We start from the raw sequence: 24,345 nt of genomic DNA on the forward strand, positions 1-24,345 counted from the left end.
GACGCGTTCTTAACCCCGATCCCCTTAACGCTGGGCGCGCCGGCGGCTGGCCGGCAGGGCCTGGCAGCGCCGGGTCGTCGCACACAGCAAGGGGCAGGGACACGCCGTCATGGCAGACATGGGCAAGCACGATTTCGAGCGCTTCACGGGGACGCAGCCGCTCGGGTCGGGCGGCGCGGGGGACGCGGGGGACGCGCCCGATCACCACGGCGAGGACGATGGCTTCGACAACGCCACTGCCCCGATCGGCGTCGTGCTCGAGATTTCCGGCTCCGGCTCGCAGATCGCCTTCGATCTCCAGCGCATCAACGAATGCATGGAGGACGATGATCCTTCCGTCGCGCTTGCCGGGCAGGTCGGCAGCCAGGTCAAGATCCGCGTCGGCGACGCCTGGCTGCTCGCCAGCGTGCGCGACCAGCGCAAGGACCGCCGCACCGAAGGCGGCATCATCGCCCATATCGACTTCCTCGGCGAAGGTTCGGAGGAACGGCTGACGGGCCGCATCCACGGCTTCAAGCGCGGCGTCACGCGCTATCCGATCCCGGGCGCGATGGTCTATCCCGCGACCACCCGCGACCTCGAACAGATCTACGCCAGCGACGGGCGCGCCAACATCACGATCGGCAAGGTCTTCCCGACCCGCGACATCCGCGCCGGGCTCTACATCGACGCGATGCTGGGCAAGCATTTCGCCCTGCTCGGTTCGACCGGCACCGGCAAGTCGACCAGCGCCGCGCTCATCCTCCACCGCATCTGCGAGGCCGCGCCCGAAGGTCACATCGTGATGATCGACCCGCACGGCGAATATTCCGCCGCCTTCCGCACGACGGGCCAGATCCTCGACGTGTCCAACCTGCAGATGCCCTACTGGCTGATGAACTTCGAGGAACATTGCGAGGTCCTGCTCACCAGCGACGGCAACGAACGCCAGGTCGACATGGACATCCTCGCCAAGTGCCTGCTGGGCGCGCGTTCGAAGAACCGGCTGGCCGAGACGATGGGCAAGATCACGGTCGACTCGCCGATTCCCTATCTCCTCTCCGACCTTTCCAACATCCTCCAGGACGAGATGGGCCGGCTCGACAAGGCGACCTCCTCCGCACCCTACATGCGGATCAAGGGCAAGCTCGAGGAGCTGAAGGGCGATCCGCGCTACCAGTTCATGTTCTCCGGGATGCTGGTCGGCGACACGATGACGCAGTTCATCTCCAAGGTCTTCCGGATGCCGGGCGAGGGCAAGCCGATCTCGATCATCGACGTGTCGGGCGTGCCGTCGGACATCACCTCGACCGTGGTCGCCGTCCTTTCCCGCCTCGTCTTCGACTTCGCGATCTGGGGGCGGGAGGAGAAGACCCGCCCGATCCTGCTCGTGTGCGAGGAAGCCCACCGCTACGTGCCGTCCGAAAAGCACGCCGACGGCTCCTCGGTCGCCAAGATCCTCGGCCGCATCGCCAAGGAAGGGCGCAAATACGGCATCAGCCTCGGCCTCATCACCCAGCGCCCGTCCGACCTCGCCGAAGGCGTGCTGTCGCAGTGCGGCACGATCATCTCGATGCGCCTCAACAACGACCGCGACCAGGCCTTCGTCAAGGCCGCCATGCCCGAAGGCGCGCGCGGCTTCCTCGATTCGATCCCCGCGCTGCGCAACCGCGAATGCATCATCTGCGGCGAGGGCGTGGCGATCCCGATCCGCGTGACCTTCGACACCCTCGAAGAACACAAGCGCCCGGCTTCGGAAGACCCCAGCTTCGTCGACCTGTGGAGCAGGAGCGGCGGCGAGGAGGAACTCGTCCAGCGCGTCGTGCTGCGGTGGAGAAGTCAGGGGTAATTCGCTCTCCTTTCCAATTTCTCTTCGTGAGTCCCTGCGCAGGCAGGGACCTCAGGCGTCCTGCTGCAACCTCACGAGGTCCCAGCCTGCGCTGGGATTCACGCTTGATCGGACTCCGAGCCCAGGCTGGGTTTCGCGTCCCTCCTCACGTCCCCCGCGTATCCCCGTAGAGGTGGATATGCATCCGGTCGCTCATCCGGAACCCGTGTTCCAGGCACAGGGGGGCGAGCCATTCCTGCCGCGCGCGCAGCGTGGCGCTGTCGGTCCCTTCGGCCATCAGGAAGACGTGGCCGGGCCGGAAGCGGTAGCGCCGGTGGAGCGCCAGCACCTCCTCGACATCGCCGGGCGAGGCGATCACGAACTTGAAGAAGGCGCGCGGGTCGGTCGCGTAATCGTCGAGCCGTTCGGGGATCAGGGCTAGGTCCGCGGGGTTGCCGCTGTGCGAAAGTTTGGGGCTGACATTGTACTGGTCGACCCGCACGTCGAGCCGGGGCGGGGCCTTGACCGTCCCGTTGGTCTCGATCTCCACCGCCATGTCGGGCAGGTGTTCGAGCATCTCGGCGAGCCTGCCCCCCTGCAGCAGCGGCTCCCCCCCGGTGATGACGAGCCGGTCCTGTCCCAGCGCCGCGATCCGCTCGGCGGTTTCGGCAGGCGAGAGCGTCACCTGGTTCGCCTTGCGGTCGAACACGGCCTCGTCCCGGTGCGGCCGGTTGTCGCCCGTAAAGCGCCAGGTGTAGGCCGTGTCGCACCAGGTGCAGGCGAGGTTGCAGCGCGACAGCCGCACGAAGGCGACCGGCACGCCCATGCTCGGCCCTTCGCCCTGGAGCGAGGCGAAGATCTCCGGACCGCCCGCATCGTCGGTGGCGAGGACGAGGCTCAAGCGGACACCCCATGAAAAGTTGACAAAGGTGACACCCTGTAAACTTTTCGAGCACCCGCAAAAATTCGTAAGAACAGATACTTGCCTGCGAAAATCGCAAGCGGACGGACACCGGGCGCGGGGCGGAAAGCGGGATCGGCACGAAGGCTCATGCGCCGCCTATGGCACGAAACGCGCTCGTAGGAAATTTGCGGAAGCCGCGGAGGCGCGAGGGAGGGCGGCTTTCGGCAGGCATTTTTGCGGAAGCGGACTTTTTGGAAGCGACCCCGTTGCCGTCAAACCCCTTCGTCGCCCCGTGCTTGACACGGGGCTTGGCTATTTTTCTTCTTCGTCGATCGCGAACCATCGGCCGCAAAGATCGTGCCAGTCCGGGTTGTCCGCCTCGATCAGGGCGAACTTCCATTCCCGCTTCCATTTCTTGACGAGCTTTTCGCGCGCGATGGCGCGTTCGATGTCCTCGTGCCGCTCGGCATAGACAAGCCGGGTCTTGGCGAAGTCGCGGACATGCTCGGAACCCCGGCCTTCGCGGTGCTGCCAAACCCGCTGCGGCAAATCGGATGTCACGCCCACATACATGCCGCCGCGAAAGCGGTTCGCCATGATGTAGAGCCAGCCACCCTTTCGCATCGACCCAGCCAAAGAGAAGCCAAGCCCCGTGTCAAGCACGGGGCGACGGGAAAGGGTGAATGGCAGCTAACCACCCAATCCCGGCCATGGCAGGGCAGGCCGTTTGCGCCTGCAAGCGGACGTGCCGCACCGCCTGATCCTTGCGCGCGGGACCTAGCCCAAGCGCGCCAGCGCCGCCTCCAGCCGTTCGATTTCGGCCGTGTGGTGGGCGTGGTCCTCGCGGGCCTTTTCGACCGCCTCGGGCTTGGCCTTCTCGACGAAGGCGGGGTTGGAGAGCCGGCCTTCGAGCGATTTCGCCTCCTTGCGGCTCGCCTCCAGGGCCTTCGCCAGCCGGGTCTTTTCCGCGTCGATGTCGATGATCCCCTCGAGCGGGATGACGAAGACGTCGGCCCCTTCCGATCCTGCCTGCGCGGTCACCTGCATCGCGGGGCCCTGCGGAGCCTCGCCCACGGTCACCGGGGTGAGCCGCGCGAGGCGCTCGATCGCGGCGCTGGAGCGTTCGATCGTGCTCGCGGCAAGGTCCGAAGGCGATGGGACGAAGGCAGCCAGCTTTGCCCCGGGCGCAATGCCGAGCTCGTTCTTGGCCGAGCGGACGTTCGTGGTGAGGTCGATCACCCAGTCGATCGCGTCGGTCGCGGCCTTGCTCACCTCGGCCTCGGGCTCGGGCCATTTCGCCACGATCAGTTCGTAGGGGCGCTTCCCGCCCGAGATTTCGGCCTGCGAATGCCACAGCTCCTCGGTGATGAAGGGCATGAAGGGGTGCAGCATGACGAGGATCTGGTCGAGCGCCCAGCCGGCGACGGCGCGCGTTTCGACCGCGGGCATGGCGTCCGGGTCGCCCGCGAAAACCGGCTTGATGAGTTCGAGATACCAGTCGCAGAACTTGCTCCACGTGAACTGGTAGATCGCGTTCGCCGCCGCGTCGAAGCGCAGGTCCGCCATCGCCTTTTCGATGGCGCGGGCGGTCTCGGCGACCTCTCCGATGATCCACTGGTTCGCGGCGAGGCGCGCGGTCGGGGCCTTGATCGCGGAGGACGCGCCGATCCCGTTCGACTGGCAGAACCGCGCCGCGTTCCACAGCTTCGTGGCGAAGTTGCGGTATCCCTCGACCCGCCTTTCATCCATCTTGATGTCGCGGCCCTGGCTTTCCATCGCCGCCATGAAGAAGCGCAGCGCATCCGCGCCGTACCGGTCGATGAGGCCGAGCGGATCGACGACATTGCCCTTGGACTTCGACATCTTCTGCCCGTCGGGCGCGCGCACCAGCCCGTGGAGGTAGAGCCGCGGCCACGGGGCGGCCCCCATGTTGTAGTTCCCCATCATCATCATCCGCGCATCCCAGAAGAACAGGATGTCGAAGCCCGAGACGAGCAGCGAATTGGGGAAGTGCTTGGCGAGCAGCGCGCTTTCCTCCGGCCAGCCGAGCGTGGCGAAGGGCCACAAGGCGGAAGAGAACCAGGTGTCGAGCACGTCGTCGTCCTGCTGGATCGCGACGCCTTCGCCGGCCATGGCCTGCGCCTCTTCGCGGGTCTCCGCGACGAACACCTCGCCATCGAGACTGAACCACGCCGGGATGCGGTGGCCCCACCACAACTGGCGCGAGACGCACCACGGCTGGATGTTCTCCATCCAGTTGAAGAAGGTCTTCTCCCACGAAGCGGGCACGATCTCGACCTCGCCCGAACGGACCTGCGCGATCGGCCTTTCGGCGAGTTTCGCCGCGTCGACATACCATTGATCGGTCAGCCACGGCTCGATCACCACGCCCCCGCGGTCGCCGAAGGGGGTCGCGATCTGGCGCGGCTCGGCGTCCATCTCGACCTCCTCGCCCTGCTTCGTCCTGGCCTTGTGCGGGATGAGACAGCCCAGTTCCTTCATCCGTTCGACCACGAGTTCGCGGGCGCCCTTGGCCTCGCCCAGGACCTTGTCCGAACGGAAGCGGTGGAGGCCGATGAATTCGTCGGGGATGAGGCCATCGGCGGTCTGGACCACGTTCGCCTCGGCATCGAACATGTTGAGCATGTCGGCAGGCGCGATCCCGGCGCGTTTTCCCACCTCGAAATCGTTGAAGTCGTGGCCCGGCGTGATCTTGACCGCGCCGCTGCCCAGTTCCGGATCGGCATGCTCGTCCGCGACGATGGGGACGCGCCGCCCGGTGATCGGCAGGATCACGTGCTTGCCGACGACGCTCCTGTAGCGCTCGTCATCAGGGTGGACCGCGACCGCCATGTCGGCGAGCATCGTCTCGGGCCGGGTGGTGGCGACCTCGATGAAATCGCGCCCGTCATCGAGCGTCACGGCGTTTCCGTTTTCATCCGGGGCGAGCGGGTAGCGGAAATGCCAGAAATTGCCCGCGATCACCTTCTGCTCGACCTCGAGATCGCTGATCGCGGTCCTGAGCTTGGGATCCCAGTTTACCAGCCGCTTGTCGCGGTAGATGAGGCCGTCGCGGTAGAGATCGACGAAGGTTTTCGTGACGGCGCGCGTGAAATGCGGGTCCATCGTGAACTGTTCGCGGCTCCAGTCCATCGAACAGCCCAGGCGCCGCAGCTGGCCGGTGATCGTGCCGCCGCTCTCCTCCTTCCACTGCCACACCTTCTCGACGAATTCCTCGCGGGTGTAGTTGGTGCGCCTGTCGCCCCGCGCCTCGAGCTGGCGTTCGACCACCATCTGCGTCGCGATCCCCGCGTGGTCGGTCCCCACGACCCACAGCGCGTCCTTGCCCCGCAGGCGCTCGTAGCGGATCACCACGTCCTGCAGCGTGTTGTCGAGCGCGTGGCCGATGTGCAGCGAGCCGGTCACGTTGGGCGGCGGGTTGACGATGGTGAAGGGCTCGGCGTCCGGGCGTGCGGGGCGAAAGCAGCCGTGCGTTTCCCAGTGTTCGTACCAGCGCGCCTCGATCTCGGCGGGGTTGAAGGTGGTCGGTAGGGTCATGGTTTCCCGTGTCGTTGCCCGGACCGTGCCCCGTCCGGTGGTGCGAAATGTCCCGACCCCATGCCAAAGCCCCTGTTGGGGCGCAACACGTCTCGGCCCGGCAGCCTCTCCGGCGCTTCGCCGCCAGGGGTGTTGCGGAGCGCCCGCTTTGGCCGCATAGGCTGGGCAGATGGTGGACGCAGCGCATTACGAGCTCCGGGACGGCGGGGAAGGCGGCCTCCGGCTGGCGCTTTCGGGGCCGCTGCTGGTGTCGACCATGGGCCCGCTCGAGCCTGCATTGCGGCGGCTGTCGGACGACATCGCGGTGATCGACCTGTCGGGCGTGAGCGAGATCGACACGGTCGGCGCCTGGGTGGCCTGCCGCCTCGCGGCGCAGCATTCCGCCCGGATCGAGGGCGAGAGCGAGGGCGCGCGCCACCTTCTCGACGCGGTCGAGGGAATGCGGGGCGAGCCGGTCGAGCAGCACCGCGTGCCGGTGTGGGAACGCGTGCCGGTCGCGACCGGCGAAAAGGTCTATGCCGCGCGTTCGGGCGTCTACGGCGTGGTCGGCTTCTTCGGGCAGGTCCTGATCGCCTTCTTCGGCCTGCTGCTGCGACCCTCGCGCTTTCCCCTGCGCGCGCTGGTGCGGCAGATGGAACTGGTCGGCGTCGCCGCGCTTCCGATCATCGGGCTGATGAGCTTTCTCATCGGGGTCGTCATCGCCCAGCAGGGCGCGGTGCAGCTCGAACAGTTCGGGGCCGAATCGCTCACCATAAACCTCGTCGGGCGGATCACCATGCGCGAGCTCGGCGTGCTGATGACCGCGATCATGGTGGCCGGCCGATCAGGCAGCGCCTTTGCCGCGCAGCTCGGCACGATGAAGCTGACCGAGGAGATCGACGCGATGCGGACCATCGGCATCTCGCCGATCGAGGCGCTGGTCCTGCCGCGCATCATGGCGGCTACCTTCATGATGATCCTGCTCGGCTTCTACGCCTCGATCGTCGCGATCGTCGGCGGGGCGGCGGTGGGCCAGTTCGCGCTCGGCATTCCCTTCTTCACCTTCCTCGAACGGATTCAGGAGGTCGTGCCCGCGCACGATTTGTGGGTAAGCCTGATCAAGGCACCGGTGTTCGGCCTGATCGTCGCGCTGGCCGGGTGCTATCACGGGCTGCAGGTGCGCGGCAATTCGGAGGAAGTCGGCGCGCGCACCACGATGGCGGTGGTTTCGGCGATCTTCGCGGTGATCGTGCTCGACGCCTTTTTCGCGGTGTTCTTCACCGAGATCGGGTGGGGCTGAACGTGGCGGGCAGGCAGGACAAGGGCCACGCGCGCCATTCGGACAAGCCGCCGATCGTGGTCGAGGGGCTGGTCAACCGCTTCGGCGACTTCACCGTCCACGACGGGCTCGACCTCACCATCCGGCCGGGCGAGATCCTGGGCGTGGTCGGGGGATCGGGTTCGGGCAAGTCGGTGCTGATGCGCTCGATCATCGGGCTGCAGGTGCCGACCGAGGGCCGGATCGAGGTGCTCGGCCACACCATCACCGGGATCGATCCCGACACCAATTTCGGCGTGCGTTCGCGCTGGGGCGTTCTGTTCCAGGGCGGCGCCCTGTTCTCGACGCTCACCGTGGGGGAGAATGTCGAGGCGCCGCTCAAGCAGTTCTACCCCGACCTCTCGGACGAGCTGAGGCGGGAAATCTCGCGCTACAAGGTGCTGCTTTCCGGGCTGCCGGAAGAGGCGGTCAACAAGTATCCGAGCGAGCTTTCGGGCGGCATGAAGAAGCGCGCCGGGCTCGCCCGTGCGCTGGCGCTCGATCCCGAATTGCTGTTCCTCGACGAGCCGACCGCCGGGCTCGACCCGATCGGCGCGGCCAAGTTCGACCGGCTGACCGTGGAGCTGCGCGACACGCTGGGGCTGACGGTGTTTCTCATCACCCACGATCTCGACACGCTCTACGAGGCCTGCGACCGGGTGGCGGTGATCGCGGAGAAGAGGATCATCGCGGTCGGCACCATTCCCGAACTGGTCGAAACGGGCCATCCGTGGATCGAGGAATATTTCAACGGCCCGCGCGGGCGCGCGGCGCAGGGCGCGCATCGGCGCAACACCGACGCGGCGGGAGGATAGGCGAATGCAGGCAATGCGAGAGTGCGGGCATGGACAAGCCCCCGTCGCCCCGTCCATAGGGGCGCGCATGGAAGCGGGCTGCTAGATGGAAACGCGGGCGAACCACCTCTGGGTCGGTGCGGTCACGCTGCTGCTGCTCGCGGCGCTGGCGGCCTTCATCGTCTGGCTCACCCGCGCGGGCGAGGGCAGCCAGAAGGAATACGACATCTTCTACGGCCAGACCGTCTCGGGCCTCGCGCGGGGCAGCCAGGTCTCCTATGCCGGCGTGCCCGTGGGGCAGGTTTCGAACATCTCCCTGTCGAAGGACGATCCCGAATTCGTGCGCGTGCGGATCCGGGTGCAGGAGGACGTGTCGATCCTGCTCGGGACCACGGCGACGATCCAGTCGAGCTTCACCGGGGTTTCCTCGATCCTGCTCGACGGCGCGCGCAAGAACGCGCCGCCGATCACCTGCGAGACCACCGCCTGCCCCGAAGGCAGGCCGGTCATCCCGCCCAAGGACGGGGGCATCAACGCGCTGCTCAATTCGGCGCCCGTGCTGCTCGAACGGCTCGCGACCCTGACGGAGAACCTCAACCTCCTGCTGGGTCCGGAAAACCAGCGGGAGATCACCAACATCCTCTACAACACCGACCGGCTGACCGCGGGGCTGGCCGATGCGACGCCGGAACTGAAGGCCAATCTCGAGGAATTCCGCGTCTCGATCCAGGAATTCAACGAGACGATGCGCGCGATCGAGGAGCTTGCCCGCTCGACCGACCGAATGGTGCAGGACGAGGGCGGCTCGCTCGCCGACGAATTGCGCGTCACGCTGGATTCCGCGTCCAAGGCGGCGGACGCGCTCGCGGTCACGCTGGAGGAAGTGCGCCCGGCAACCCGGCAATTGCGCGAGGGCACGCTGCCGGCGGCCGAGGCGACCCTGCAGGACCTGCGCTCGACCAGCCGATCCCTGCGAACGATTTCGGAAAAGCTCGAAAGCGAAGGGCTCGGCTCGCTGGTCGACGGGCGCACCCTGCCGGATTACGAGGACTAGAGCGCGATGCTGCGACCCCTTTCCCCCGCCCGCCCCCCGCTGCTCGCCGCTGCCGCCGCGGCGCTCGTGCTCGCGCTGGCGGGCTGCGTCAGCCTTGGCGGGGGTGAACCGCCCGAAAGCCTGCTCACCCTCCATTCGACCGCCAGCGCGCCCGAAGGCGCGGGCGCGCGCGCCGGGGCCGGGGCGGGCGCGGGAGCGATCCTGGTGATGACGCCCGAGGCCCCGGCAAAGCTCGACGTGCTGCGCGTGCCGGTGGCGGTCAGCGAGACCGAGATCGCCTACCTCAGGGAAGCCTACTGGGTCGAAAAGCCTGCCCGCCTGTTTCGCCGCCTGCTGGGCGAGACGCTGCGGACCCGGACCGACGCGCTGGTGATCGACAGCGACGACACCCCGACCGAACCGCGCGTGAAGCTGAGGGGCACGCTGATCGACATGGGCTACGACGCGTCGGCGCGCGCGGCGGTGGTGCGCTTCGACGCGGTCCGCACCGACATCGACGGGGGCGCCGTCTCCCGCCGGTTCGAGGCGATCGAGAGCGGCGTCGAGGCCGAGGCGGCCGCGGTCGGCCCCGCGCTCAACCGTGCCGCCAACCGCGTCGCCGCCGACATTGCCGACTGGGTCGCGACCGAGGGTTGAAGCGGTTTTCCTCGCAGCGGGATCGCCGCGCGAGCCGGAAAAAGGCGCCCTAGACGCTCCCGTGTCCGGCCGCGCCTCCCTGCGCTGCGAACCCCTGCGACGCCGCCAACCGGGCGAACCGCCACGCCGCGAGGAAATCGCGCTCGCGCCGGGCGCGCCGTTCCTCGGCCTCGTGATCGCGGCCCCAGAGTTCGGCCTGCCATTCCTCCTCGAGGCTCGCCGCCCGCCACAGCGCGCGCGCCGCATCCTCCTGCGCCGTCTCCCGCGCCAGCGCCGACAGCCCGACGACGAGCGAGGCGGCGAGCGCGGTCATCGCTTCGAGCGCGGCGAGGCGGAACGGGTTTTCGGCGAGCATCCGCGCGTGCAGGCGTTCCATCTGGCGGGCGCCCTGCGGGCGGTGGACGATCCCGCTGACCCGGACCAGCGCCGCACCTTCGCGCGCCTCGAAAGCGGACAGCAGCGGCTCCCAGACCTGTTCCTGCCGTTCGAACAGCGGCTCGTCCGGGTCGGCGCGGTAGCACAGCGTGTCCGTCTCGCCATAGGCGATGAGCTTGTCGGCCACCGCCTCGGGCGCCGGCGCGACGACGTCGATCGCGTAGTCGGCCATGTCGCGCATCGGGAAGGCCCCGGGGTCGATCATCTCGCCCGTCCTGTCCCATTCCTCCGCGAGCGCCTGCGCGAGCGGCTCGGAAGGCACGACCTGCGGCCGGCCCTGCGGCGTGCGGACCCTGCGCGCATCGAGCGTGACCTGCCACCCGCCCTCGGCCCGTTCGAGCGCGACCCGGTCCCAGAACCGTTTCACCGCTCGCGCTCCGCGCGTTTCCAGCGGCGCACCATCAGCGTGGGAAGGAAGAAGAAGGCGAGCAGGCCCGCGACCGCCAGCGCCGCGCCGAGCGACCACGGACCGGGGATCACCTGCCGCGCCATCGCGAGGCCGACCAGCAGCACCGCGATGCCGCCGATCCGCACCGCGTTCATGGCTAGATAGCGCCGCCGCGCGGTTTCCTCCGCGCCGTTCACGCGCCGCGCTCCGGTCCGTCGGCCAGCATGGCGGCCAGGTCCTCGACCGTCTGCGCGACGGCGCGCGCGCCGGTGGCGATCAGTTCGTCCGGGCTGTGGTAGCCCCACGCGACCCCGATCGCGGGCACCCGCGCGGCCGCCGCCATCTGCATGTCGTAACTGGTGTCCCCGATCATCACCGCCTCGGCCGGGTCCGCCCCCGCCTCGAACAGCGCCGCCTCGAGCATCGCGGGATGCGGTTTCGAGGGGTGCCGGTCGGCGGTCTGGACCGAAACGAAGAAATCCGCGATCCCGTGCACCGCGAGGCAGGCGGCGAGCCCGCGGTCCGACTTGCCGGTGGCGACCGCAAGGCTCCACCCGGACGCGCGCAGCCGCGCGAGGAGGTCCGCGATCCCGTCATAGAGCGGTTCGTCGAGCAGGCCTTCCTCGCGCCGGGCGCGGAAGCTCGACCTGTAGAACTCGGTCACCTCGCGCGCCTTGCCCTCCTCGATGCCCGGGGAAAGCTCGCGCACCGCGACCGGCAGGGAAAGGCCGACCATGCGGCGCACCAGCGCGGGATCGGGCGCGGCGAGCTGCGCGCGGGTGAAGGCGCGCTCCATCGCCCAGCAGACATCGGCCTGCCCGTCGACGAGCGTGCCGTCGCAATCGAACACGGCGAGCCGCGCCCCGCTCATGCCGGAAGGCTCCGCACCAGATGCGCCAGCGCCGCGGCCCCCGCATCCTCGAGCCCGGCGGCGATCCGCGCGCGCTCCGCGGCGCTTTTCTTCTGCGATAGCTTCACGGTCGGCCGCCACGCCTCCACGTCCATCTCGAACCCGACGATGCCGCGGAACAGGTTCGCCCAGACCCGCTCGGACGCTTCCCCGGCCCGCCACGGCTCCCCGCCGAGCCGCCCCTCGTGCCTGAGGATCGCGGCGTGGAGGAAGGCCTCCAGCTCTTCGTCCGACAGGCGCCGCACCCGGCCTTCCAGTTCGAGCGCGAGGTAATCCCACGTCGGCACGGTGTCGCGATCGTCGTACCAGCGCGGGCTGACATAGGCGTCCGGGCCGTTGGCCACGATCAGCGCCCGCCCGCCCGCGAGATGCCGCGTAAGGGCATTGCCGCGCGAAAGGTGGAACTGCACCGGCCCGTCGCATGTGGTGAGCAGGGGCGTGTGCGCCACGCGCGGGCCGTCGGGGGTGGCGGCGAAGATCATGCCGAAGGCGATTTCCTCGATCAGGCTTTCGAACAGGGCGCGGTCGTCGCTGCGATAGGCGGGATCGGGATGCATCAGCGCGGGCGCCCCTTGCCCTTGCCCGAAGGCCTGCCCGAAGGCCTGCCCGAAGGCTTGCCGAGGCCTTTCGGCGCCCCCTTGCCCTTGCCCCTGTCCTTGCCCCAGTCCTTGCCCTTGCCCTTGTCCTTGTCGGCCCTGTTCGCATCGCCGCGCGCGCGGCGGGGGGCGCGGGTTTCCTTTCTCGCCTGCTTGAAGTGGCGACGCGCGGCCAGCTTCTTTTCGGCGGGCGTGCGCTCCTGCGGTTCGTCGCGGATCGGCGCTGCGTCGGACAGCGCCGGGTCGAAGCCGAGGGATTCCATGCTCGCGGCGAAATGATCGGGCAGGTCCGCGGTCACGTCGAGCTTGCCGCCTCCCGTCTCCCTGGCATTGCCCCTGCTTTCGGGCGTGCCGATGATCAGGCGGCGGGCGTGGAGGTGCATCTTGCGGCTGATCGCCCCGGTGAGGAAGGCATCCTGCCCGCCATACTTGCCGTCGCCGACGATGGGATGGCCGATCGCGGCCATGTGGACGCGCAGCTGGTGGGTGCGCCCGGTGAGCGGTTCGAGTTCCACCCAGGCGGCCTTCTGCCCGGCCCGTTCGACCACGCGGTAGCGGGTCCGCGCGACCTGCCCGTTCTCCTCGTCGACGTGCATCTTCTCGCCGCCCGTGCCCGGCTGCTTGGCGAGCGGGGCGTCGATCGTGCCTTCGCGCACCTCGGGCACCCCGACGACGAGCGCCCAGTAGATCTTGCGCGCGCTGCGCCCCGAAAACCGCTTGGAATAGCTCGCCGCGCTGCCCGGCGTCTTCGCGACCAGCAGGACCCCGCTCGTGTCCTTGTCGAGCCGGTGGACGAGCCGCGGCCGGGGCTCGCCCGGTTCGACGAAGGCATCGAGCAGGCCGTCGACGTGCCTCGTCGTCTTGCTCCCGCCCTGGGTCGCGAGGCCGGGAGGCTTGTTGAGCACGATGGCAGAGGGCGTTTCGCGGATAACGAGGCCGCGCGCCTCGGCGATCTCGGCCTCGGTCAGCTCGCGCCGCTTCGGCGGGGGCTTGCCGCCCTTCGCCTCGCCTCCCGGGGGCACGCGCAGGACCTGTCCCGCCGCCAGCCGGTCTTCGGGCTTCACGCGCCTGCCGTCGAGGCGCAGCTGGCCGGTGCGCGCCCAGCGCGAGACGGTGGCGAAGCCGACGCGCGGCAGATTGCGCTTGAACCAGCGATCGAGCCTTATGCCGTCGTCGTCCGGCGCGATCGTGAACTGGCGCACGTCGCCCGATGGACCCCCGGCAAGGCTCATGCCAGCCCCCGCATGATCGCAAGGCCGAGCCACAGCGCGGCCAGTCCCGCCGCGATCGAGAACCCGGCATAGACCAGGGCGACGCCGGTCGCCCCGCGCTCGATCAGCTGGAGCATCTCCAGCCCGAAGGCGCTGAAGGTGGTGAACCCGCCGAGCAGGCCGACGCCGAGCAGGAGCCGCAGCGTCTCCCCGCTTCCGCCGAGCCGCGCGAGCCAGCCGAACAGCAGGCCCATGAGGCCGCAGCCGATCACGTTGGCGGCGAGCGTCGCCCAGGGAAAGGCGGCGACCTGCACCGGGCCGAGCGCCTGGACGACCGCCCGGCCGAGCTGGTAGCGCGCGAGCGCGCCGATCGCGCCGCCGGCCATGACCAGCAGCGAGGCGAGCAGGGGGGTGGGGGCAATCGCGCTCATCGCTCCCGCCCCCTTAGCGAGAGAGCGCCTGCCTGCCTAGCGCGGCGGGCGGCAAGCCTGTAGGAAACCTTGCAATTCCGCCGCTCCTGCGGTATTACGCTGCATCGCCAGCGCGTGTCCCGGTGCAAAACCTGCGGATTCGCGCCTGTTTTAGCGTCCATTTTGCGCGCAATCCCGCCGACTCGCGGCGGGCTCTGTGTGTTTTGCGAAAAGAGGTAGAAGCCGTTTATGCAAATCATCGTCCGCGATAACAATGTCGACCAGGCCCTTCGTGCTCTGAAGAAGAAGCTCCAGCGCGAAGGCGTTTATCGCGAGATGAAGCTGCGGCGTCATTACGAAAAGCCGAGCGAGAAGCGCGCCCGCGAAAAGGCCGCCGCCGTGCGCCGCGCGCGCAAGCTCGAACGCAAGCGGGCCGAACGCGACGGGGCGAAGTGACCCGGTGAACTGACGGGGTGAGGTGACGGATTAGCCCGGTTTCAACGGCGGGCTCCCTGATCGCCTTGCGCTTGAATCCACAAACCGATTGAGCCATCAGGGCGCGGCAGATCCCGCGCCCTTTTGCTTGGGGCGGCGCGCCTGACGGCACGCCTTTCGATACGCCTTTCGCTACCAGGAAACCCGTTCAATGGCCGAAGTTACCCGCGTTCCCATCCAGCCCGTCGCCAAGGGCTCGCTCACCAAGCTGTGGCTCGGCGTGATCCTCGCCGTGCTCGTCGGCGGCGGGCTCGCCTGGGCCGCCATGACCCGCGGGCTCAACGTCGAAACCCTTGTCGAAGGCGAGGGCGACACGATCGAAGCCGGCGACGTCGCCTGGGTCAAATACACCGGCAAGCTCGCCTCGACCGGCGAGGTGTTCGACCAGACGCAGGAACTCCCGCCGCAGATCGCGCAGGTCGTCCGTTCGATCTTTCCCGAAGGCTCGCCCTGGGAAATGCAGGAAGGGACGATGATCCCCGGCTTCTTCGACGGCCTCCTGCAGATGCGCGAGGGCGGGACCTACGAACTCTTCATCCCCGCCGACCAGGCCTATGGCGACCAGCCGCCCGAAGGCTCGCCGATCCCGCCGGGGGCCGATCTCGTCTTCGAGATCGAGGTCACCGGCGTGATGAGCCAGGAGAAATACGAGCGCGACATGGCTGTGCTGCAGCGGCTGATGCAGTCGCAGATGGGCGGTCCTCCGGGCGCTGGCGGGCCGCAGGGTCCCCCGCCGACCCTTCCCCAAGGCGAGTAAGGGGGCACGAGGATGTCCGTCACACGCGAACAGGTCGCCAAGATCGCCAGCCTCGCCCGCATCCGCATGAGCGAGGAGGAACTGGACCGCATGGCGCCCGAACTCTCGCAGATCCTCGATTGGGTCGAACAGCTCGGCGAGGTCGACGTCAGCGGGATCGAGCCGATGAGTGCGGTGATCCCCAACACGCTGCGCCTGCGCGCCGACGAGGTCGATGCCGACCCGCTCACCGGCGGCAACCGCCGCGACGACGTGCTCGCCAACGCCCCGGTCGCGGAGCACGGGTTTTTCGCCGTGCCGAAGGTGATCGAATGACCCGTCACCTCGCATCGAAGGCCCCCGCGCACCGCCTTGTCCTTCCCGCGAAAGCGGGAGCCCGGGGCAGCGGGCACGGCACCTCGGAATTCTGGGTCCCCGCTTTCGCGGGGATGACGGTGGAACGGTAATGACTGAACTCACCCAACTGGGCATCAAGGCGATCCGCGACGGCGTGCGCGCCGGCGACTTCACCGCGCGCGAGGTGGCGGAAGCCTTCAACGCCGCCGTCGCCGGGGCGGCGGACCTCAACGCCTTCATCGTGACGACGCCCGAACACGCGCTCGCCGCGGCGGACGAGACGGACCAGGCGCGCGCCGCCGGGGACGAGCTCGGGCCGATGGCGGGCGTGCCGATCGGGATGAAGGACCTCTTCGCGACGCGCGGCGTCCAGACCAGCGCGGCGAGCCACATCCTCGAAGGGTTCAGGCCCGAATACGAATCGACCGTCAGCCAGAACCTCTGGAAGGCGGGCGCGGGGATGCTCGGCAAGCTCAACCTCGACCAGTTCGCAATGGGTTCGTCGAACGAGACGAGTTATTTCGGCAATGTCGCTTCGCCCTGGCGCAAGGCCGACAGCAACGCCGCCATGAGCCCGGGCGGCTCCTCCGGCGGGTCCTCGGCGGCGGTGGCGGCACGCATCGCCCCGGCGGCGACCGGAACCGACACCGGCGGATCGATCCGTCAGCCTGCCGCCTTCACCGGCATCTGCGGGATCAAGCCGACCTATGGCCGCTGCTCGCGCTGGGGCGTGGTCGCCTTCGCCTCCAGCCTCGACCAGGCCGGGCCGATGGCGCGCTCGGTCGAGGACTGCGCGATCATGCTGGGCGCGATGGCGGGCTTCGATCCCAAGGACGCGACCAGCCTCGACCTGCCCGTGCCCGACTGGGAGGGCGCGCTGTCCTCCGACCTGCGCGGCAGGAAAGTCGGCATCCCCCGGGAGTACCGGATGGAGGGGACCGACCAGGCCATCCTCGACAGCTGGGAACAGGGCAAGGCGTGGCTGAAGGACGCGGGCGCGGAGATCGTCGACGTCTCCCTGCCGCACACGAAATACGCGCTGCCCGCCTATTACATCATCGCACCTGCCGAAGCCTCGTCCAACCTCGCGCGCTATGACGGCGTGCGCTATGGCCTGCGCGAACTGCCGGCCATGAAGGACGGGGAGCGCGCAGGTTTGCAGGACATGTATGCCGAAACGCGCGAGGCGGGTTTCGGCGACGAGGTCAAGCGGCGCATCCTGATCGGCACCTACGTGCTCTCGGCGGGCTTTTACGACGCCTATTACAACCAGGCGCAGAAGGTCCGCGCGCTCGTCGCCCGCGATTTCGAGCGCGCCTTTGCCGAGGTCGACCTGATCCTCGCCCCGACCACGCCCACCGCGAGCTTCCCGCTGGGCTCGATGAACGACGATCCGCTGACCATGTACCTGAACGATGTCTTTGCGGTTCCCGCCAGCCTTGCGGGGCTGCCCGCGATGAGCGTTCCGGCCGGGCTCAACCCCGACGGTCTGCCGCTGGGGCTGCAACTGGTCGGGCGGCCGTTCGACGAACAGGGCGTACTCGATGCGGGGCTCGCGATCGAACAGCGCGCCGGGTTCGACCATGCGCCGGAGAAGTGGTGGTGAGCCATTTCGAATGGGCGGCCATCGGGTTGATCCTGTTCGGCATGGTCCTGCCCTTCTGGACGCTGACCGTCATCGCCCTGCGCCGCGCGTCGAAGGAGCCGCGCCGGGGCGAGGTTCCCGCGTCCGAGCGGGTGCTGCGCTACAACGCGATCATGGACTATCTCCATCGCGCCTGCCGCAAGGGCCCGGCCGAGGGGCAGAGCGGTGCCTCCTTCATCGCCGCCGTGCGCGAGCTCAGGAACTATCCCGAACACCGCGACCTGACCGTGCTCTTCCTCGAAGAGATCAACGTCAGCGGCACGGGCAAGTTCAACGAGCTCGCCAAGCGCGAAATCCGCGCGGCGGAGGAATATCTCCTCGCGCTGAAGGAGGATGCGTGAGCAATGCTCTTCGCGACGATCTTCCTGTTGTGCTTCGTGGCGCTGGCGGGCGTCGTGATATACCTCTCGCGCACGATCGAGCATGGCGAAGCGCGATTCGATTCGAGCGGGAAGGTAATCCGCGACGAACCCGAAGACCCGCAGGACGCCGCGCGCCCCGCGCAGCGCCTGTCCGAAACCGACCCGTCCCGCAAGGCAGATGACCATGAGTGACTATCGCATCCACGGCGCAACCGGCGAATGGGAGGTCGTCATCGGCCTCGAGGTCCACGCCCAGGTCACCTCCAACGCCAAGCTGTTCTCGGGCGCCTCCACCGCCTTCGGGGCGGAGCCGAACACGCAGGTCAGCCTGATCGACGCGGCCATGCCCGGAATGCTGCCCGTGCCCAACCGCGAATGCATCCGGCAGGCGGTCCGCACCGGGATGGCGATCGAGGCGGAAATCCACAAGTGGAGCCGGTTCGACCGCAAGAACTACTTCTATGCCGACCTTCCGCAGGGCTACCAGATCAGTCAGCTTTACCACCCCATCGTGGGCGAAGGCAGCCTGCTGATCGAGGCGGACGAGAAGGCCGGGATACCGGAAGACAAGGTCATCGGGATCGAGCGCATCCATGTCGAACAGGACGCGGGCAAGCTGATGCACGACCAGCACCCGACCATGTCCTATGTCGACCTCAACCGCTGCGGCGTCGCGCTGATGGAGATCGTCTCGAAACCCGACATGCGCTCCCCCGCCGAGGCCGGGGCCTATGTCCGCAAACTGCGGAGCATCCTGCGCTATGTCGGCTCGTGCGACGGTAATATGGAGGAAGGCTCGATGCGCGCCGACGTCAATGTCAGCGTGCGCCGCCCCGGCGAAGCTTTCGGCACACGGACCGAGACGAAGAACGTCAATTCGGTGCGCTTCGTCATGCAGGTCATCGAATACGAGGCGAACCGCCAGGTCGACGTGATCGAGAGCGGAGGGACCGTGGTTCAGGAAACGCGCCTGTTCGATCCGAACACCGGCACGACCCGCACCATGCGGTCCAAGGAAGACGCGCACGATTACCGCTACTTCCCCGACCCGGACCTGTTGCCGCTGGTGCTCGACGACAGCTTCCTCGAGGAATGCCGCGCGAGCCTGCCCGAACTGCCCGATGCCAAGCGGCGGCGGTACGAGGAACAGCTCGGCCTCACCCCCTACAATGCGCGCGAACTCACCGCCGAGGTCGAAACCTTCGCCCGCTTCGAAACCCTGCTCGCCGCGACCGCCGCGAAGATCGGCAAGCCGGAAGCCGAAGTCGCGACCCCGGTCGCCAACTGGGCGCTCTCGGTCGCGCCGGGCGTCGTCAAGGGGCTGGGCGAGGAAGCCGACATGGCGAACGCCACCGCCGAGGCGCAGGCCAGCATCCTCGCGATGCAGGACAGGGGCGAGATTTCGGGCGGCCAGGCCAAGGAGATCTACGAAATCGTCCTGCGCGAAGGCGGCGACCCCGAAACCATCGCCGATGAAAAGGGCCTGAAGCAGGTCAGCGACACCGGCGCGATCGAGGCCGCAGTTGACGAAATCCTCGCCGCCAATGCCGACAAGGTCGAACAATATCGCGGCGGCAAGGACAAGCTGTTCGGCTTCTTCGTCGGCCAGACGATGAAGGCGATGCAGGGCAAGGCGAACCCGGCGGTGGTGAACCGGATCCTCAAGGACAAGCTCGGCTGACCTCCGGGCTCCGACAGACAAGCGAAAGAGAGACTTACCCCATCATGACCCGCAAGCTTCTTGCCGCGACGCTCCTCGCGTCGGTTGCAGCCTCGCCGCTCTCTGCCAAGGAAGGCATGTTCACCCCCGACCAGTTGCAGGAAATCGCCGGCTCGCTCGAGCAGGCCGGGCTGGAAATCGACGCGGAAGAACTCGCCGACCTTACCGGCTTTCCGATGGGCGCGATCGTCTCGCTCGGCGGCTGTTCGGCGAGCTTCGTCTCGCCCACCGGGCTGGTCGTCACCAACCACCACTGCGCGCGCGGATCGGTGCAGTACAATTCGACCGCCGAGAACAACTACCTCGAAAACGGCTTCCTCGCGAACGCGCTGGGCGAGGAGCTGCCCGCCGCTCCGGGTTCGCGCATCTACGTGACGACGCAGGTCACCGACGTGACCGGCCGCGTGCGCGAGGGCACGGAAGGGATGGAGCCGCTCGAACGCTACGAACTCGTCCAGCAGCGCTCCAAGGACATCACCGCCGAATGCGAGGAAGACCCCGGCCACCGCTGCCAGGTCGCGAGCTTCTATGGCGGGGCGGAATACAAGCTGATCAAGCGGCTCGAGGTGCGCGACGTGCGGCTCGTCTATGCGCCCGCCGATTCCATCGGGAAATACGGCGGCGACATCGACAACTGGATGTGGCCGCGCCACACCGGCGACTTCGCCTTCTACCGCGCCTATGTCGCGCCTGACGGTTCGGCGGCCGACTATGCCGAGGAGAACGTCCCCTACGAGCCCGAACACCACCTGAAAGTGAGCGCGGCGGGGCTGGACGAAGGCGATTTCGTGATGGCGGCAGGCTATCCCGGTTCGACCAGCCGTTACACCCTGATGGCCGAGGTCGAGAACACGTTCGGCTGGACCTATCCCACCTTCCAGCAGCTGCTGACCGAATGGATCGCCACGATCGAACAGGTCGCGCCCGAGGGCAGCGACGCGCGGGTGAAGTACGAAAGCCGTCTTGCCGGGCTCAATAATTTCGAGAAGAACCTGCGCGGCCAGATCGAGGGCGCGCGGCGCGTCGGCCTGGTCGAACGGCGCCGCGCGCGCGAGGAAGCGCTGGCGGCGTGGATCGACGCCGACCCGGCGCGCGCCGAATACGGCGAGGCGATCGCGCAGCTCGCCCGATTGTCCGAGGAAAGCGCGGCGGCGATCCGGACGAATTTCTGGTACAACAACGCGACCCGGCCCGCGCTGCTCGGCGTGGCGGAGCGGCTCTATCGCCTGTCGAAGGAGCGGCAGAAGGACAACGCCCAGCGCGAACCCGGCTACCAGGAACGCGACATGGGCTTCTTCCGCCAGGGCCTGCAGGCGCTCGAGCGGCGCTATGACCCTGCGGTGGACAAGGCCGAATGGCTGCTCTTCCTGCGCGGCTACCTCGCCCAGCCCGCCGCCGAGCGCGTCGCCGCGTTCGACGCCGCGCTCGGGATCACGCAGGCGACCGCGCCGGAGGACCTGCCGGGCCTGATCGATCGTTTCTATGCCGGGACATCGCTCGACGATGCCGAGACGCGCCTTGCCCTGATGGAGGCCACCCCCGGGCAGATCGAGGCGTCGGACGATCCCTTCCTCGAACTCGCGGTCGCGCTCTACGATTACGGCTTCCAGCTCGAGACCGAGGCCAAGACCCGCGCGGGCCGCGCGCTCGCGCTGCGTCCGGCCTACATGGAAGCGATCACCGCCTGGCAGCGCGAAAGCGGCGTGCTGACCTACCCGGATGCGAATTCGACCCTGCGCGTCACCTATGGCGAGGTGCTGGGCGGATCGCCGCGGGACGGGATGGCCTATTATCCCTTCACCACATTGGAAGGCATCACCGAAAAGGACACGGGCGAAGACCCCTTCAACGCACCCGCCGATCTGCTGAACGCGGTCGAGGCGAAGGATTACGGACCCTATGCCCTCGAAAGCATCGGCTCGGTCCCGGTCAATTTCCTCTCGGACCTCGACAGCACGGGCGGCAATTCCGGTTCGGCCACTCTCAACGCGCGCGCGGAACTGGTCGGGCTGCTGTTCGACGGGACCTTCGAAAGCGTCAATTCCGACTGGGATTTCGACCCGCGCACGACCCGCACGATCCATGTCGACACGCGCTACATGCTGTGGGTGATGGACAAGATCGACGGCGCCGGGCGCCTGATCGAGGAAATGGACATCGTGCGCTGAGGTGACGGCGGGCGGGGGCGTTCGCGCTCCCGCGCGCCTGCCGCGCGGGGAGCCCTGCGGGCCTGCCGTAGCGAAGGGACAGGACGCGCGCGGCGCCGCCTCGCGCCGGCGGCGCGGCGCAATCCGTCGCTTGCCAGCGCGGCCGCTTTCGCTGAGACAGGGTCCAATGGAATCCCACATCCACATCCCCTACATCCGCGAAACGCTGGTCTTCCTCGTCGCCGCGGGGGTGCTGGTGCCGATCCTCCAGCGCAGGCTCAGCCCGGTGCTCGGCTATTTCCTTCTCGGCAGCCTCATCGGCCCCTATGGCCTCGGCCTGCTGGCGGACAGCTGGGAGCCGATCGGCTGGTTCGTCATCACCGATCTCGAAGGGGTCGCGGCGCTGGGCGAACTGGGGGTCATCTTCCTCCTCTTCGTGATCGGGCTCGAGCTGTCGTTCGAGCGGCTGTGGACCATGCGGCGGCTGGTCTTCGGGCTCGGCAGCGCGCAGATCCTCGTCACCGGGGCGGTGATCGCGGGCATTGCCTACGCCTGGGGCAACCCGCTCGCCACCGCGCTCATCCTCGGGTCGTGCCTCGCGCTGTCGTCGACCGCGATCGTCACCGCCCTGCTGGTCGAGGGCGGGAGGCTCGGGACGAGCGCGGGGCGGGCGACGTTCTCGATCCTGCTGATGCAGGACCTCGCCGTGGTCCCGATCCTGTTCGCGGTCAGCGTGCTGGGCTCGGTCGCGATGGAGAACGCCGCGCTCGGCCTCGGCATCGCGCTCGGCGAAGCGGTGCTGACGGTCGCGATCATCTATGTCGCGGGCCGGTTGCTGCTGCGCCCGCTGCTGCACATGGTCGCGCGGGCCGACAGCCGCGAGAGCTTCGTCGCGATCTCGCTCCTGATCGCGGTCGGGACGGCGGCGGTGACGGGCTATGCCGGGCTGTCGATGGCGCTGGGCGCCTTCCTCGCCGGCCTGCTGATCGCCGAGACCGAGTTCCGCCACCAGGTCAAGGTCGACATCGAGCCGTTCAAGGGCCTCATGCTCGGCCTGTTCTTCCTGTCGGTCGGCATGGGGATCGACTGGCGCGTGGTGCTCGACCAGCCGCTCCTCATCCTCTCCTCGGCGGTTAGCCTCGTGCTGCTCAAGATCGCCGTCAATTTCGCGCTTTGCCTCGCCTGGCGCCTGCCGCGGCACCGCGCGGGGGAGGTCGCGATCATGCTCGGGCAGGCGGGCGAATTCGGTTTCCTCGTCATCGGGCTCGCGGTGACGGTCGACCTGCTCGCGCCGGACATCGCCCAGTTCATGCTGATCGTGGTCGGGCTGACGATGCTGGCGACGCCGGGGCTCGACTGGCTGGCCCGCCGCGCGGCGCGCTGGCTGGAACCGGCCGAGGGGCTGAGCGAGGACGAACTCGACATGATCGACGATGCGATCGCCGGGCACGTGATCGTCGCGGGCTATGGCAGGGTGGGGGGGATCATCGCCTCGGTGCTCGACCGGCAGGACATCCGCTATCTCGTGATCGAACGCGACGCGGGCCTCGCCCGCAAGGCGCAGAAGGAGGGCCGCCCGGTGCGGCTGGGCGATGCGGCGCGGCTCGACGTGCTGCGCGAAAGCGCGCTCGACCGGGCGAGCGCGCTGGTCATCACGATCGGCGACGAGGAGGCGACCGAGGCGCTGGCGCGCGAGATCCGGCGCCATGCGCCCTCGCTCCCGATCTTCGCCCGCGCGCGCGACACGGGCCATGCCGAACGGCTGCTCGATCTCGGGGCGAGCTTCGCGGTGCCCGAGACGGTCGAGGGGTCCTTGCGCCTCGCCGAGGTGCTGCTGCGCGATTTCGGGACCGACGAGGCGGTGATCCAGCGCCGGATCGCGCTGGAGCGGCCGAGCGAGGAGGTGTGAGGCGATGTATGCACACGTGCTGGTGGCGATCGATCTGGAGGACGAGGCGGGCAGCGCGGTGGTGATGGGCCGCGCCGCCGCGCTTTCGCAGGAGGCGGGCGCGCGGCTGACGCTGGTCCACGTGCGGCCCGATCTTCCCGTCTCCTACGCCCGCGCGCTGCCCGAGACCTGGGACCTCCAGCAGCAGCAGGCGGCCGAGCGAGAGCTTGAGGGGCTCGCCGCCGCGGCGGGCTGCGGGGAGCGGGTCGCGGGCGTCTTCGCCCCGGCGGGGAGTGTCGCGCGCGAGGTTGGCGCGCTGGCCCGAAGGCTCGGTGTCGACGCGATCCTGGTGGGCGCGCACCGGATGGATTTGGGGCGGATGGTCCTCGGCACGCAGACCGGCGCGATCGTGCGCGATGCGCCGTGCGACGTGGTGGTGGTCAGGGCCGAACCGCCGCGCGGCTGAGCGCCTTTGCGGCGATCGATCACCGCGCGCGGGCGCTTTGCGCCGGCCTCCTGCAAGGAAAAAGGCCGCCGAAGCGATGCTCCGGCGGCCCTTTCACCGATCGCAAAGGGAAGGCGGAAGTCAGGCTTCCTTCTGGCCCGTCAGCGGCATCGCACCGAAGGCGCCGGCGTTGACGGTGCCGGTCATCTGGTCGCCGTCGACCGTCGCCTCGCATTCGAGCGTCATCGGCATCGGCACGGTCATGTTCATCTTCCAGGTCAGCGTGTTGCCGTCGATCTTGCCGTCCTCGACCTCCATCTGGCCCATGCCGCCGGCCATCGTGCCGGTGAAGCTGTCGTCGTCATCGCCGGGCACGACGGTGAAGGTGCCGGTCTGGTCGCCCATGGGGCTCTTCACGACGGTCTTGTAGGTTCCTGCAACGGACATCTCGTTCTCCTTGGGTCGGGCGGAGGGCCTCTCTTCGCCCGCCGCGATGAATGTCGAACTGGCCGGCCTTCCCGGCCCTGCTGGCTCGCGGCAATTCCTTACA

At 68.4% G+C, this 24,345-nt stretch carries 25 protein-coding genes; 15 read left to right on the forward strand and 10 right to left on the reverse strand.

Translation table 11 applies throughout. The annotated features are described in order from the left end of the window. Nucleotides 1-109: 109 nt before the first annotated feature. Nucleotides 110-1,828, forward strand: coding sequence for an ATP-binding protein (locus BLU08_RS14265; protein WP_090200521.1), 1,719 nt, complete (start codon nt 110-112; stop codon nt 1,826-1,828). Nucleotides 1,829-1,973: 145 nt separating this feature from the next. Here the strand turns inward: BLU08_RS14265 and BLU08_RS14270 are convergent, their stop codons facing one another. From BLU08_RS14270 to BLU08_RS14280, 3 genes are all read right to left on the reverse strand, one after another. After that, the gene (locus BLU08_RS14270) at nt 1,974-2,708 is read right to left on the reverse strand and encodes a 7-carboxy-7-deazaguanine synthase QueE (RefSeq protein WP_090200524.1); all 735 of its coding nucleotides are present in this window, start codon (nt 2,706-2,708) and stop codon (nt 1,974-1,976) included. A 315-nt stretch (nt 2,709-3,023) separates the two neighbouring features. Further along, nucleotides 3,024-3,335: a GIY-YIG nuclease family protein gene (locus tag BLU08_RS14275; RefSeq protein ID WP_090200526.1), complete on the reverse strand. Its 312-nt coding sequence runs from the start codon at nt 3,333-3,335 to the stop codon at nt 3,024-3,026. A gap of 153 nt (nt 3,336-3,488) precedes the next feature. Further along, a complete protein-coding gene (locus BLU08_RS14280) occupies nt 3,489-6,269 on the reverse strand; it encodes a valine--tRNA ligase (RefSeq protein WP_090200529.1) in 2,781 nt (926 codons plus the stop codon). Between the two features lie 169 nt (nt 6,270-6,438). On the opposite strand from BLU08_RS14280, the gene BLU08_RS14285 reads away from it, so the two are divergent. The 4 genes from BLU08_RS14285 to BLU08_RS14300 all read left to right on the forward strand — a co-directional run bounded on the left by BLU08_RS14285 (nt 6,439) and on the right by BLU08_RS14300 (nt 10,050). Continuing rightward, on the forward strand, nt 6,439-7,548 hold the full coding sequence (locus BLU08_RS14285; protein ID WP_090200532.1) for an ABC transporter permease: 1,110 nt from the start codon (nt 6,439-6,441) through the stop codon (nt 7,546-7,548). Between the two features lie 2 nt (nt 7,549-7,550). Then, a complete protein-coding gene (locus tag BLU08_RS14290) occupies nt 7,551-8,381 on the forward strand; it encodes an ABC transporter ATP-binding protein (protein WP_172801046.1) in 831 nt (276 codons plus the stop codon). Between the two features lie 85 nt (nt 8,382-8,466). Next, nucleotides 8,467-9,414, forward strand: coding sequence for an MlaD family protein (locus BLU08_RS14295; protein WP_090200534.1), 948 nt, complete (start codon nt 8,467-8,469; stop codon nt 9,412-9,414). A 6-nt stretch (nt 9,415-9,420) separates the two neighbouring features. Beyond that, a complete protein-coding gene (locus tag BLU08_RS14300; RefSeq protein ID WP_090200536.1) occupies nt 9,421-10,050 on the forward strand; it encodes an ABC-type transport auxiliary lipoprotein family protein in 630 nt (209 codons plus the stop codon). A 49-nt stretch (nt 10,051-10,099) separates the two neighbouring features. Here the strand turns inward: BLU08_RS14300 and BLU08_RS14305 are convergent, their stop codons facing one another. Genes BLU08_RS14305 through crcB form a run of 6 tightly spaced genes read right to left on the reverse strand, consistent with a single transcriptional unit; the run spans nt 10,100 to nt 14,021 of the window. Further along, nucleotides 10,100-10,852 (reverse strand): ATP12 family chaperone protein, encoded by a 753-nt coding sequence (locus BLU08_RS14305; protein ID WP_090200538.1) that lies wholly within the window; start codon nt 10,850-10,852, stop codon nt 10,100-10,102. Then, nucleotides 10,849-11,070 (reverse strand): hypothetical protein, encoded by a 222-nt coding sequence (locus BLU08_RS14310; RefSeq protein WP_157674574.1) that lies wholly within the window; start codon nt 11,068-11,070, stop codon nt 10,849-10,851. Before BLU08_RS14310 ends, BLU08_RS14305 begins: the two co-directional genes overlap by 4 nt. Continuing rightward, nucleotides 11,067-11,744, reverse strand: coding sequence for an HAD-IA family hydrolase (locus tag BLU08_RS14315; RefSeq protein WP_090200542.1), 678 nt, complete (start codon nt 11,742-11,744; stop codon nt 11,067-11,069). Before BLU08_RS14315 ends, BLU08_RS14310 begins: the two co-directional genes overlap by 4 nt. Then, nucleotides 11,741-12,340: an FMN-binding negative transcriptional regulator gene (locus tag BLU08_RS14320; RefSeq protein WP_090200548.1), complete on the reverse strand. Its 600-nt coding sequence runs from the start codon at nt 12,338-12,340 to the stop codon at nt 11,741-11,743. Before BLU08_RS14320 ends, BLU08_RS14315 begins: the two co-directional genes overlap by 4 nt. Beyond that, on the reverse strand, nt 12,340-13,611 hold the full coding sequence (locus tag BLU08_RS14325) for an RluA family pseudouridine synthase (protein WP_090200551.1): 1,272 nt from the start codon (nt 13,609-13,611) through the stop codon (nt 12,340-12,342). The genes BLU08_RS14320 and BLU08_RS14325 overlap by 1 nt, the downstream gene beginning before the upstream one ends. Further along, on the reverse strand, nt 13,608-14,021 hold the full coding sequence (gene crcB, locus BLU08_RS14330; protein WP_090200553.1) for a fluoride efflux transporter CrcB: 414 nt from the start codon (nt 14,019-14,021) through the stop codon (nt 13,608-13,610). The genes BLU08_RS14325 and crcB overlap by 4 nt, the downstream gene beginning before the upstream one ends. 228 nt (nt 14,022-14,249) lie before the next feature. On the opposite strand from crcB, the gene rpsU reads away from it, so the two are divergent. The 10 genes from rpsU to BLU08_RS14380 all read left to right on the forward strand — a co-directional run bounded on the left by rpsU (nt 14,250) and on the right by BLU08_RS14380 (nt 23,816). After that, nucleotides 14,250-14,456, forward strand: coding sequence for a 30S ribosomal protein S21 (gene rpsU / locus BLU08_RS14335; RefSeq protein WP_047807610.1), 207 nt, complete (start codon nt 14,250-14,252; stop codon nt 14,454-14,456). A 190-nt stretch (nt 14,457-14,646) separates the two neighbouring features. After that, nucleotides 14,647-15,252 (forward strand): FKBP-type peptidyl-prolyl cis-trans isomerase, encoded by a 606-nt coding sequence (locus BLU08_RS14340; protein ID WP_090200555.1) that lies wholly within the window; start codon nt 14,647-14,649, stop codon nt 15,250-15,252. A gap of 12 nt (nt 15,253-15,264) precedes the next feature. Further along, nucleotides 15,265-15,567: an Asp-tRNA(Asn)/Glu-tRNA(Gln) amidotransferase subunit GatC gene (gene gatC, locus BLU08_RS14345; RefSeq protein ID WP_090200557.1), complete on the forward strand. Its 303-nt coding sequence runs from the start codon at nt 15,265-15,267 to the stop codon at nt 15,565-15,567. Nucleotides 15,568-15,697: 130 nt separating this feature from the next. Continuing rightward, on the forward strand, nt 15,698-17,194 hold the full coding sequence (gene gatA, locus BLU08_RS14350; protein WP_090200559.1) for an Asp-tRNA(Asn)/Glu-tRNA(Gln) amidotransferase subunit GatA: 1,497 nt from the start codon (nt 15,698-15,700) through the stop codon (nt 17,192-17,194). Next, complete coding sequence (locus BLU08_RS14355; protein WP_157674575.1) at nt 17,191-17,574, forward strand: hypothetical protein; 384 nt, start codon at nt 17,191-17,193, stop codon at nt 17,572-17,574. The genes gatA and BLU08_RS14355 overlap by 4 nt, the downstream gene beginning before the upstream one ends. A 3-nt stretch (nt 17,575-17,577) precedes the next feature. Then, on the forward strand, nt 17,578-17,787 hold the full coding sequence (locus tag BLU08_RS14360; RefSeq protein ID WP_090200563.1) for a hypothetical protein: 210 nt from the start codon (nt 17,578-17,580) through the stop codon (nt 17,785-17,787). After that, the gene (gatB, locus tag BLU08_RS14365; protein ID WP_090200566.1) at nt 17,780-19,276 is read left to right on the forward strand and encodes an Asp-tRNA(Asn)/Glu-tRNA(Gln) amidotransferase subunit GatB; all 1,497 of its coding nucleotides are present in this window, start codon (nt 17,780-17,782) and stop codon (nt 19,274-19,276) included. Before BLU08_RS14360 ends, gatB begins: the two co-directional genes overlap by 8 nt. 44 nt (nt 19,277-19,320) lie before the next feature. After that, nucleotides 19,321-21,483, forward strand: a complete 2,163-nt coding sequence (locus BLU08_RS14370; protein WP_090200568.1) for a S46 family peptidase — start codon at nt 19,321-19,323, stop codon at nt 21,481-21,483. A 166-nt stretch (nt 21,484-21,649) separates the two neighbouring features. Beyond that, entirely contained in the window at nt 21,650-23,371 is a 1,722-nt protein-coding gene (locus BLU08_RS14375) for a cation:proton antiporter (protein ID WP_090200570.1), read from the forward strand. Nucleotides 23,372-23,375: 4 nt separating this feature from the next. Continuing rightward, complete coding sequence (locus tag BLU08_RS14380) at nt 23,376-23,816, forward strand: universal stress protein (RefSeq protein WP_090200574.1); 441 nt, start codon at nt 23,376-23,378, stop codon at nt 23,814-23,816. A 120-nt stretch (nt 23,817-23,936) separates the two neighbouring features. On the opposite strand, the gene BLU08_RS14385 is transcribed toward BLU08_RS14380, so the two are convergent. Continuing rightward, a complete protein-coding gene (locus BLU08_RS14385) occupies nt 23,937-24,242 on the reverse strand; it encodes a hypothetical protein (protein WP_090200577.1) in 306 nt (101 codons plus the stop codon). Nucleotides 24,243-24,345: the final 103 nt, after the last annotated feature.

Source organism: Erythrobacter sp. HL-111 (assembly GCF_900105095.1).
Lineage (GTDB): Bacteria > Pseudomonadota > Alphaproteobacteria > Sphingomonadales > Sphingomonadaceae > Erythrobacter.

Bases quoted from the DNA above. Each gene is read 5' to 3' on its own strand.
- BLU08_RS14380 (WP_090200574.1), top strand. From the start codon at position 23,376: ATGTATGCACACGTGCTGGTGGCGATCGATCTGGAGGACGAGGCGGGC.
- gatC (WP_090200557.1), top strand. From the start codon at position 15,265: ATGTCCGTCACACGCGAACAGGTCGCCAAGATCGCCAGCCTCGCCCGC.
- BLU08_RS14295 (WP_090200534.1), top strand. From the start codon at position 8,467: ATGGAAACGCGGGCGAACCACCTCTGGGTCGGTGCGGTCACGCTGCTG.
- gatB (WP_090200566.1), top strand. From the start codon at position 17,780: ATGAGTGACTATCGCATCCACGGCGCAACCGGCGAATGGGAGGTCGTC.
- BLU08_RS14300 (WP_090200536.1), top strand. From the start codon at position 9,421: ATGCTGCGACCCCTTTCCCCCGCCCGCCCCCCGCTGCTCGCCGCTGCC.
- BLU08_RS14340 (WP_090200555.1), top strand. From the start codon at position 14,647: ATGGCCGAAGTTACCCGCGTTCCCATCCAGCCCGTCGCCAAGGGCTCG.
- BLU08_RS14325 (WP_090200551.1), bottom strand. From the start codon at position 13,611: ATGAGCCTTGCCGGGGGTCCATCGGGCGACGTGCGCCAGTTCACGATC.
- BLU08_RS14320 (WP_090200548.1), bottom strand. From the start codon at position 12,340: ATGCATCCCGATCCCGCCTATCGCAGCGACGACCGCGCCCTGTTCGAA.
- BLU08_RS14370 (WP_090200568.1), top strand. From the start codon at position 19,321: ATGACCCGCAAGCTTCTTGCCGCGACGCTCCTCGCGTCGGTTGCAGCC.
- BLU08_RS14360 (WP_090200563.1), top strand. From the start codon at position 17,578: ATGCTCTTCGCGACGATCTTCCTGTTGTGCTTCGTGGCGCTGGCGGGC.
- BLU08_RS14265 (WP_090200521.1), top strand. From the start codon at position 110: ATGGCAGACATGGGCAAGCACGATTTCGAGCGCTTCACGGGGACGCAG.
- gatA (WP_090200559.1), top strand. From the start codon at position 15,698: ATGACTGAACTCACCCAACTGGGCATCAAGGCGATCCGCGACGGCGTG.
- BLU08_RS14375 (WP_090200570.1), top strand. From the start codon at position 21,650: ATGGAATCCCACATCCACATCCCCTACATCCGCGAAACGCTGGTCTTC.
- BLU08_RS14315 (WP_090200542.1), bottom strand. From the start codon at position 11,744: ATGAGCGGGGCGCGGCTCGCCGTGTTCGATTGCGACGGCACGCTCGTC.
- BLU08_RS14285 (WP_090200532.1), top strand. From the start codon at position 6,439: ATGGTGGACGCAGCGCATTACGAGCTCCGGGACGGCGGGGAAGGCGGC.
- BLU08_RS14385 (WP_090200577.1), bottom strand. From the start codon at position 24,242: ATGTCCGTTGCAGGAACCTACAAGACCGTCGTGAAGAGCCCCATGGGC.
- BLU08_RS14280 (WP_090200529.1), bottom strand. From the start codon at position 6,269: ATGACCCTACCGACCACCTTCAACCCCGCCGAGATCGAGGCGCGCTGG.
- crcB (WP_090200553.1), bottom strand. From the start codon at position 14,021: ATGAGCGCGATTGCCCCCACCCCCCTGCTCGCCTCGCTGCTGGTCATG.
- BLU08_RS14275 (WP_090200526.1), bottom strand. From the start codon at position 3,335: ATGCGAAAGGGTGGCTGGCTCTACATCATGGCGAACCGCTTTCGCGGC.
- rpsU (WP_047807610.1), top strand. From the start codon at position 14,250: ATGCAAATCATCGTCCGCGATAACAATGTCGACCAGGCCCTTCGTGCT.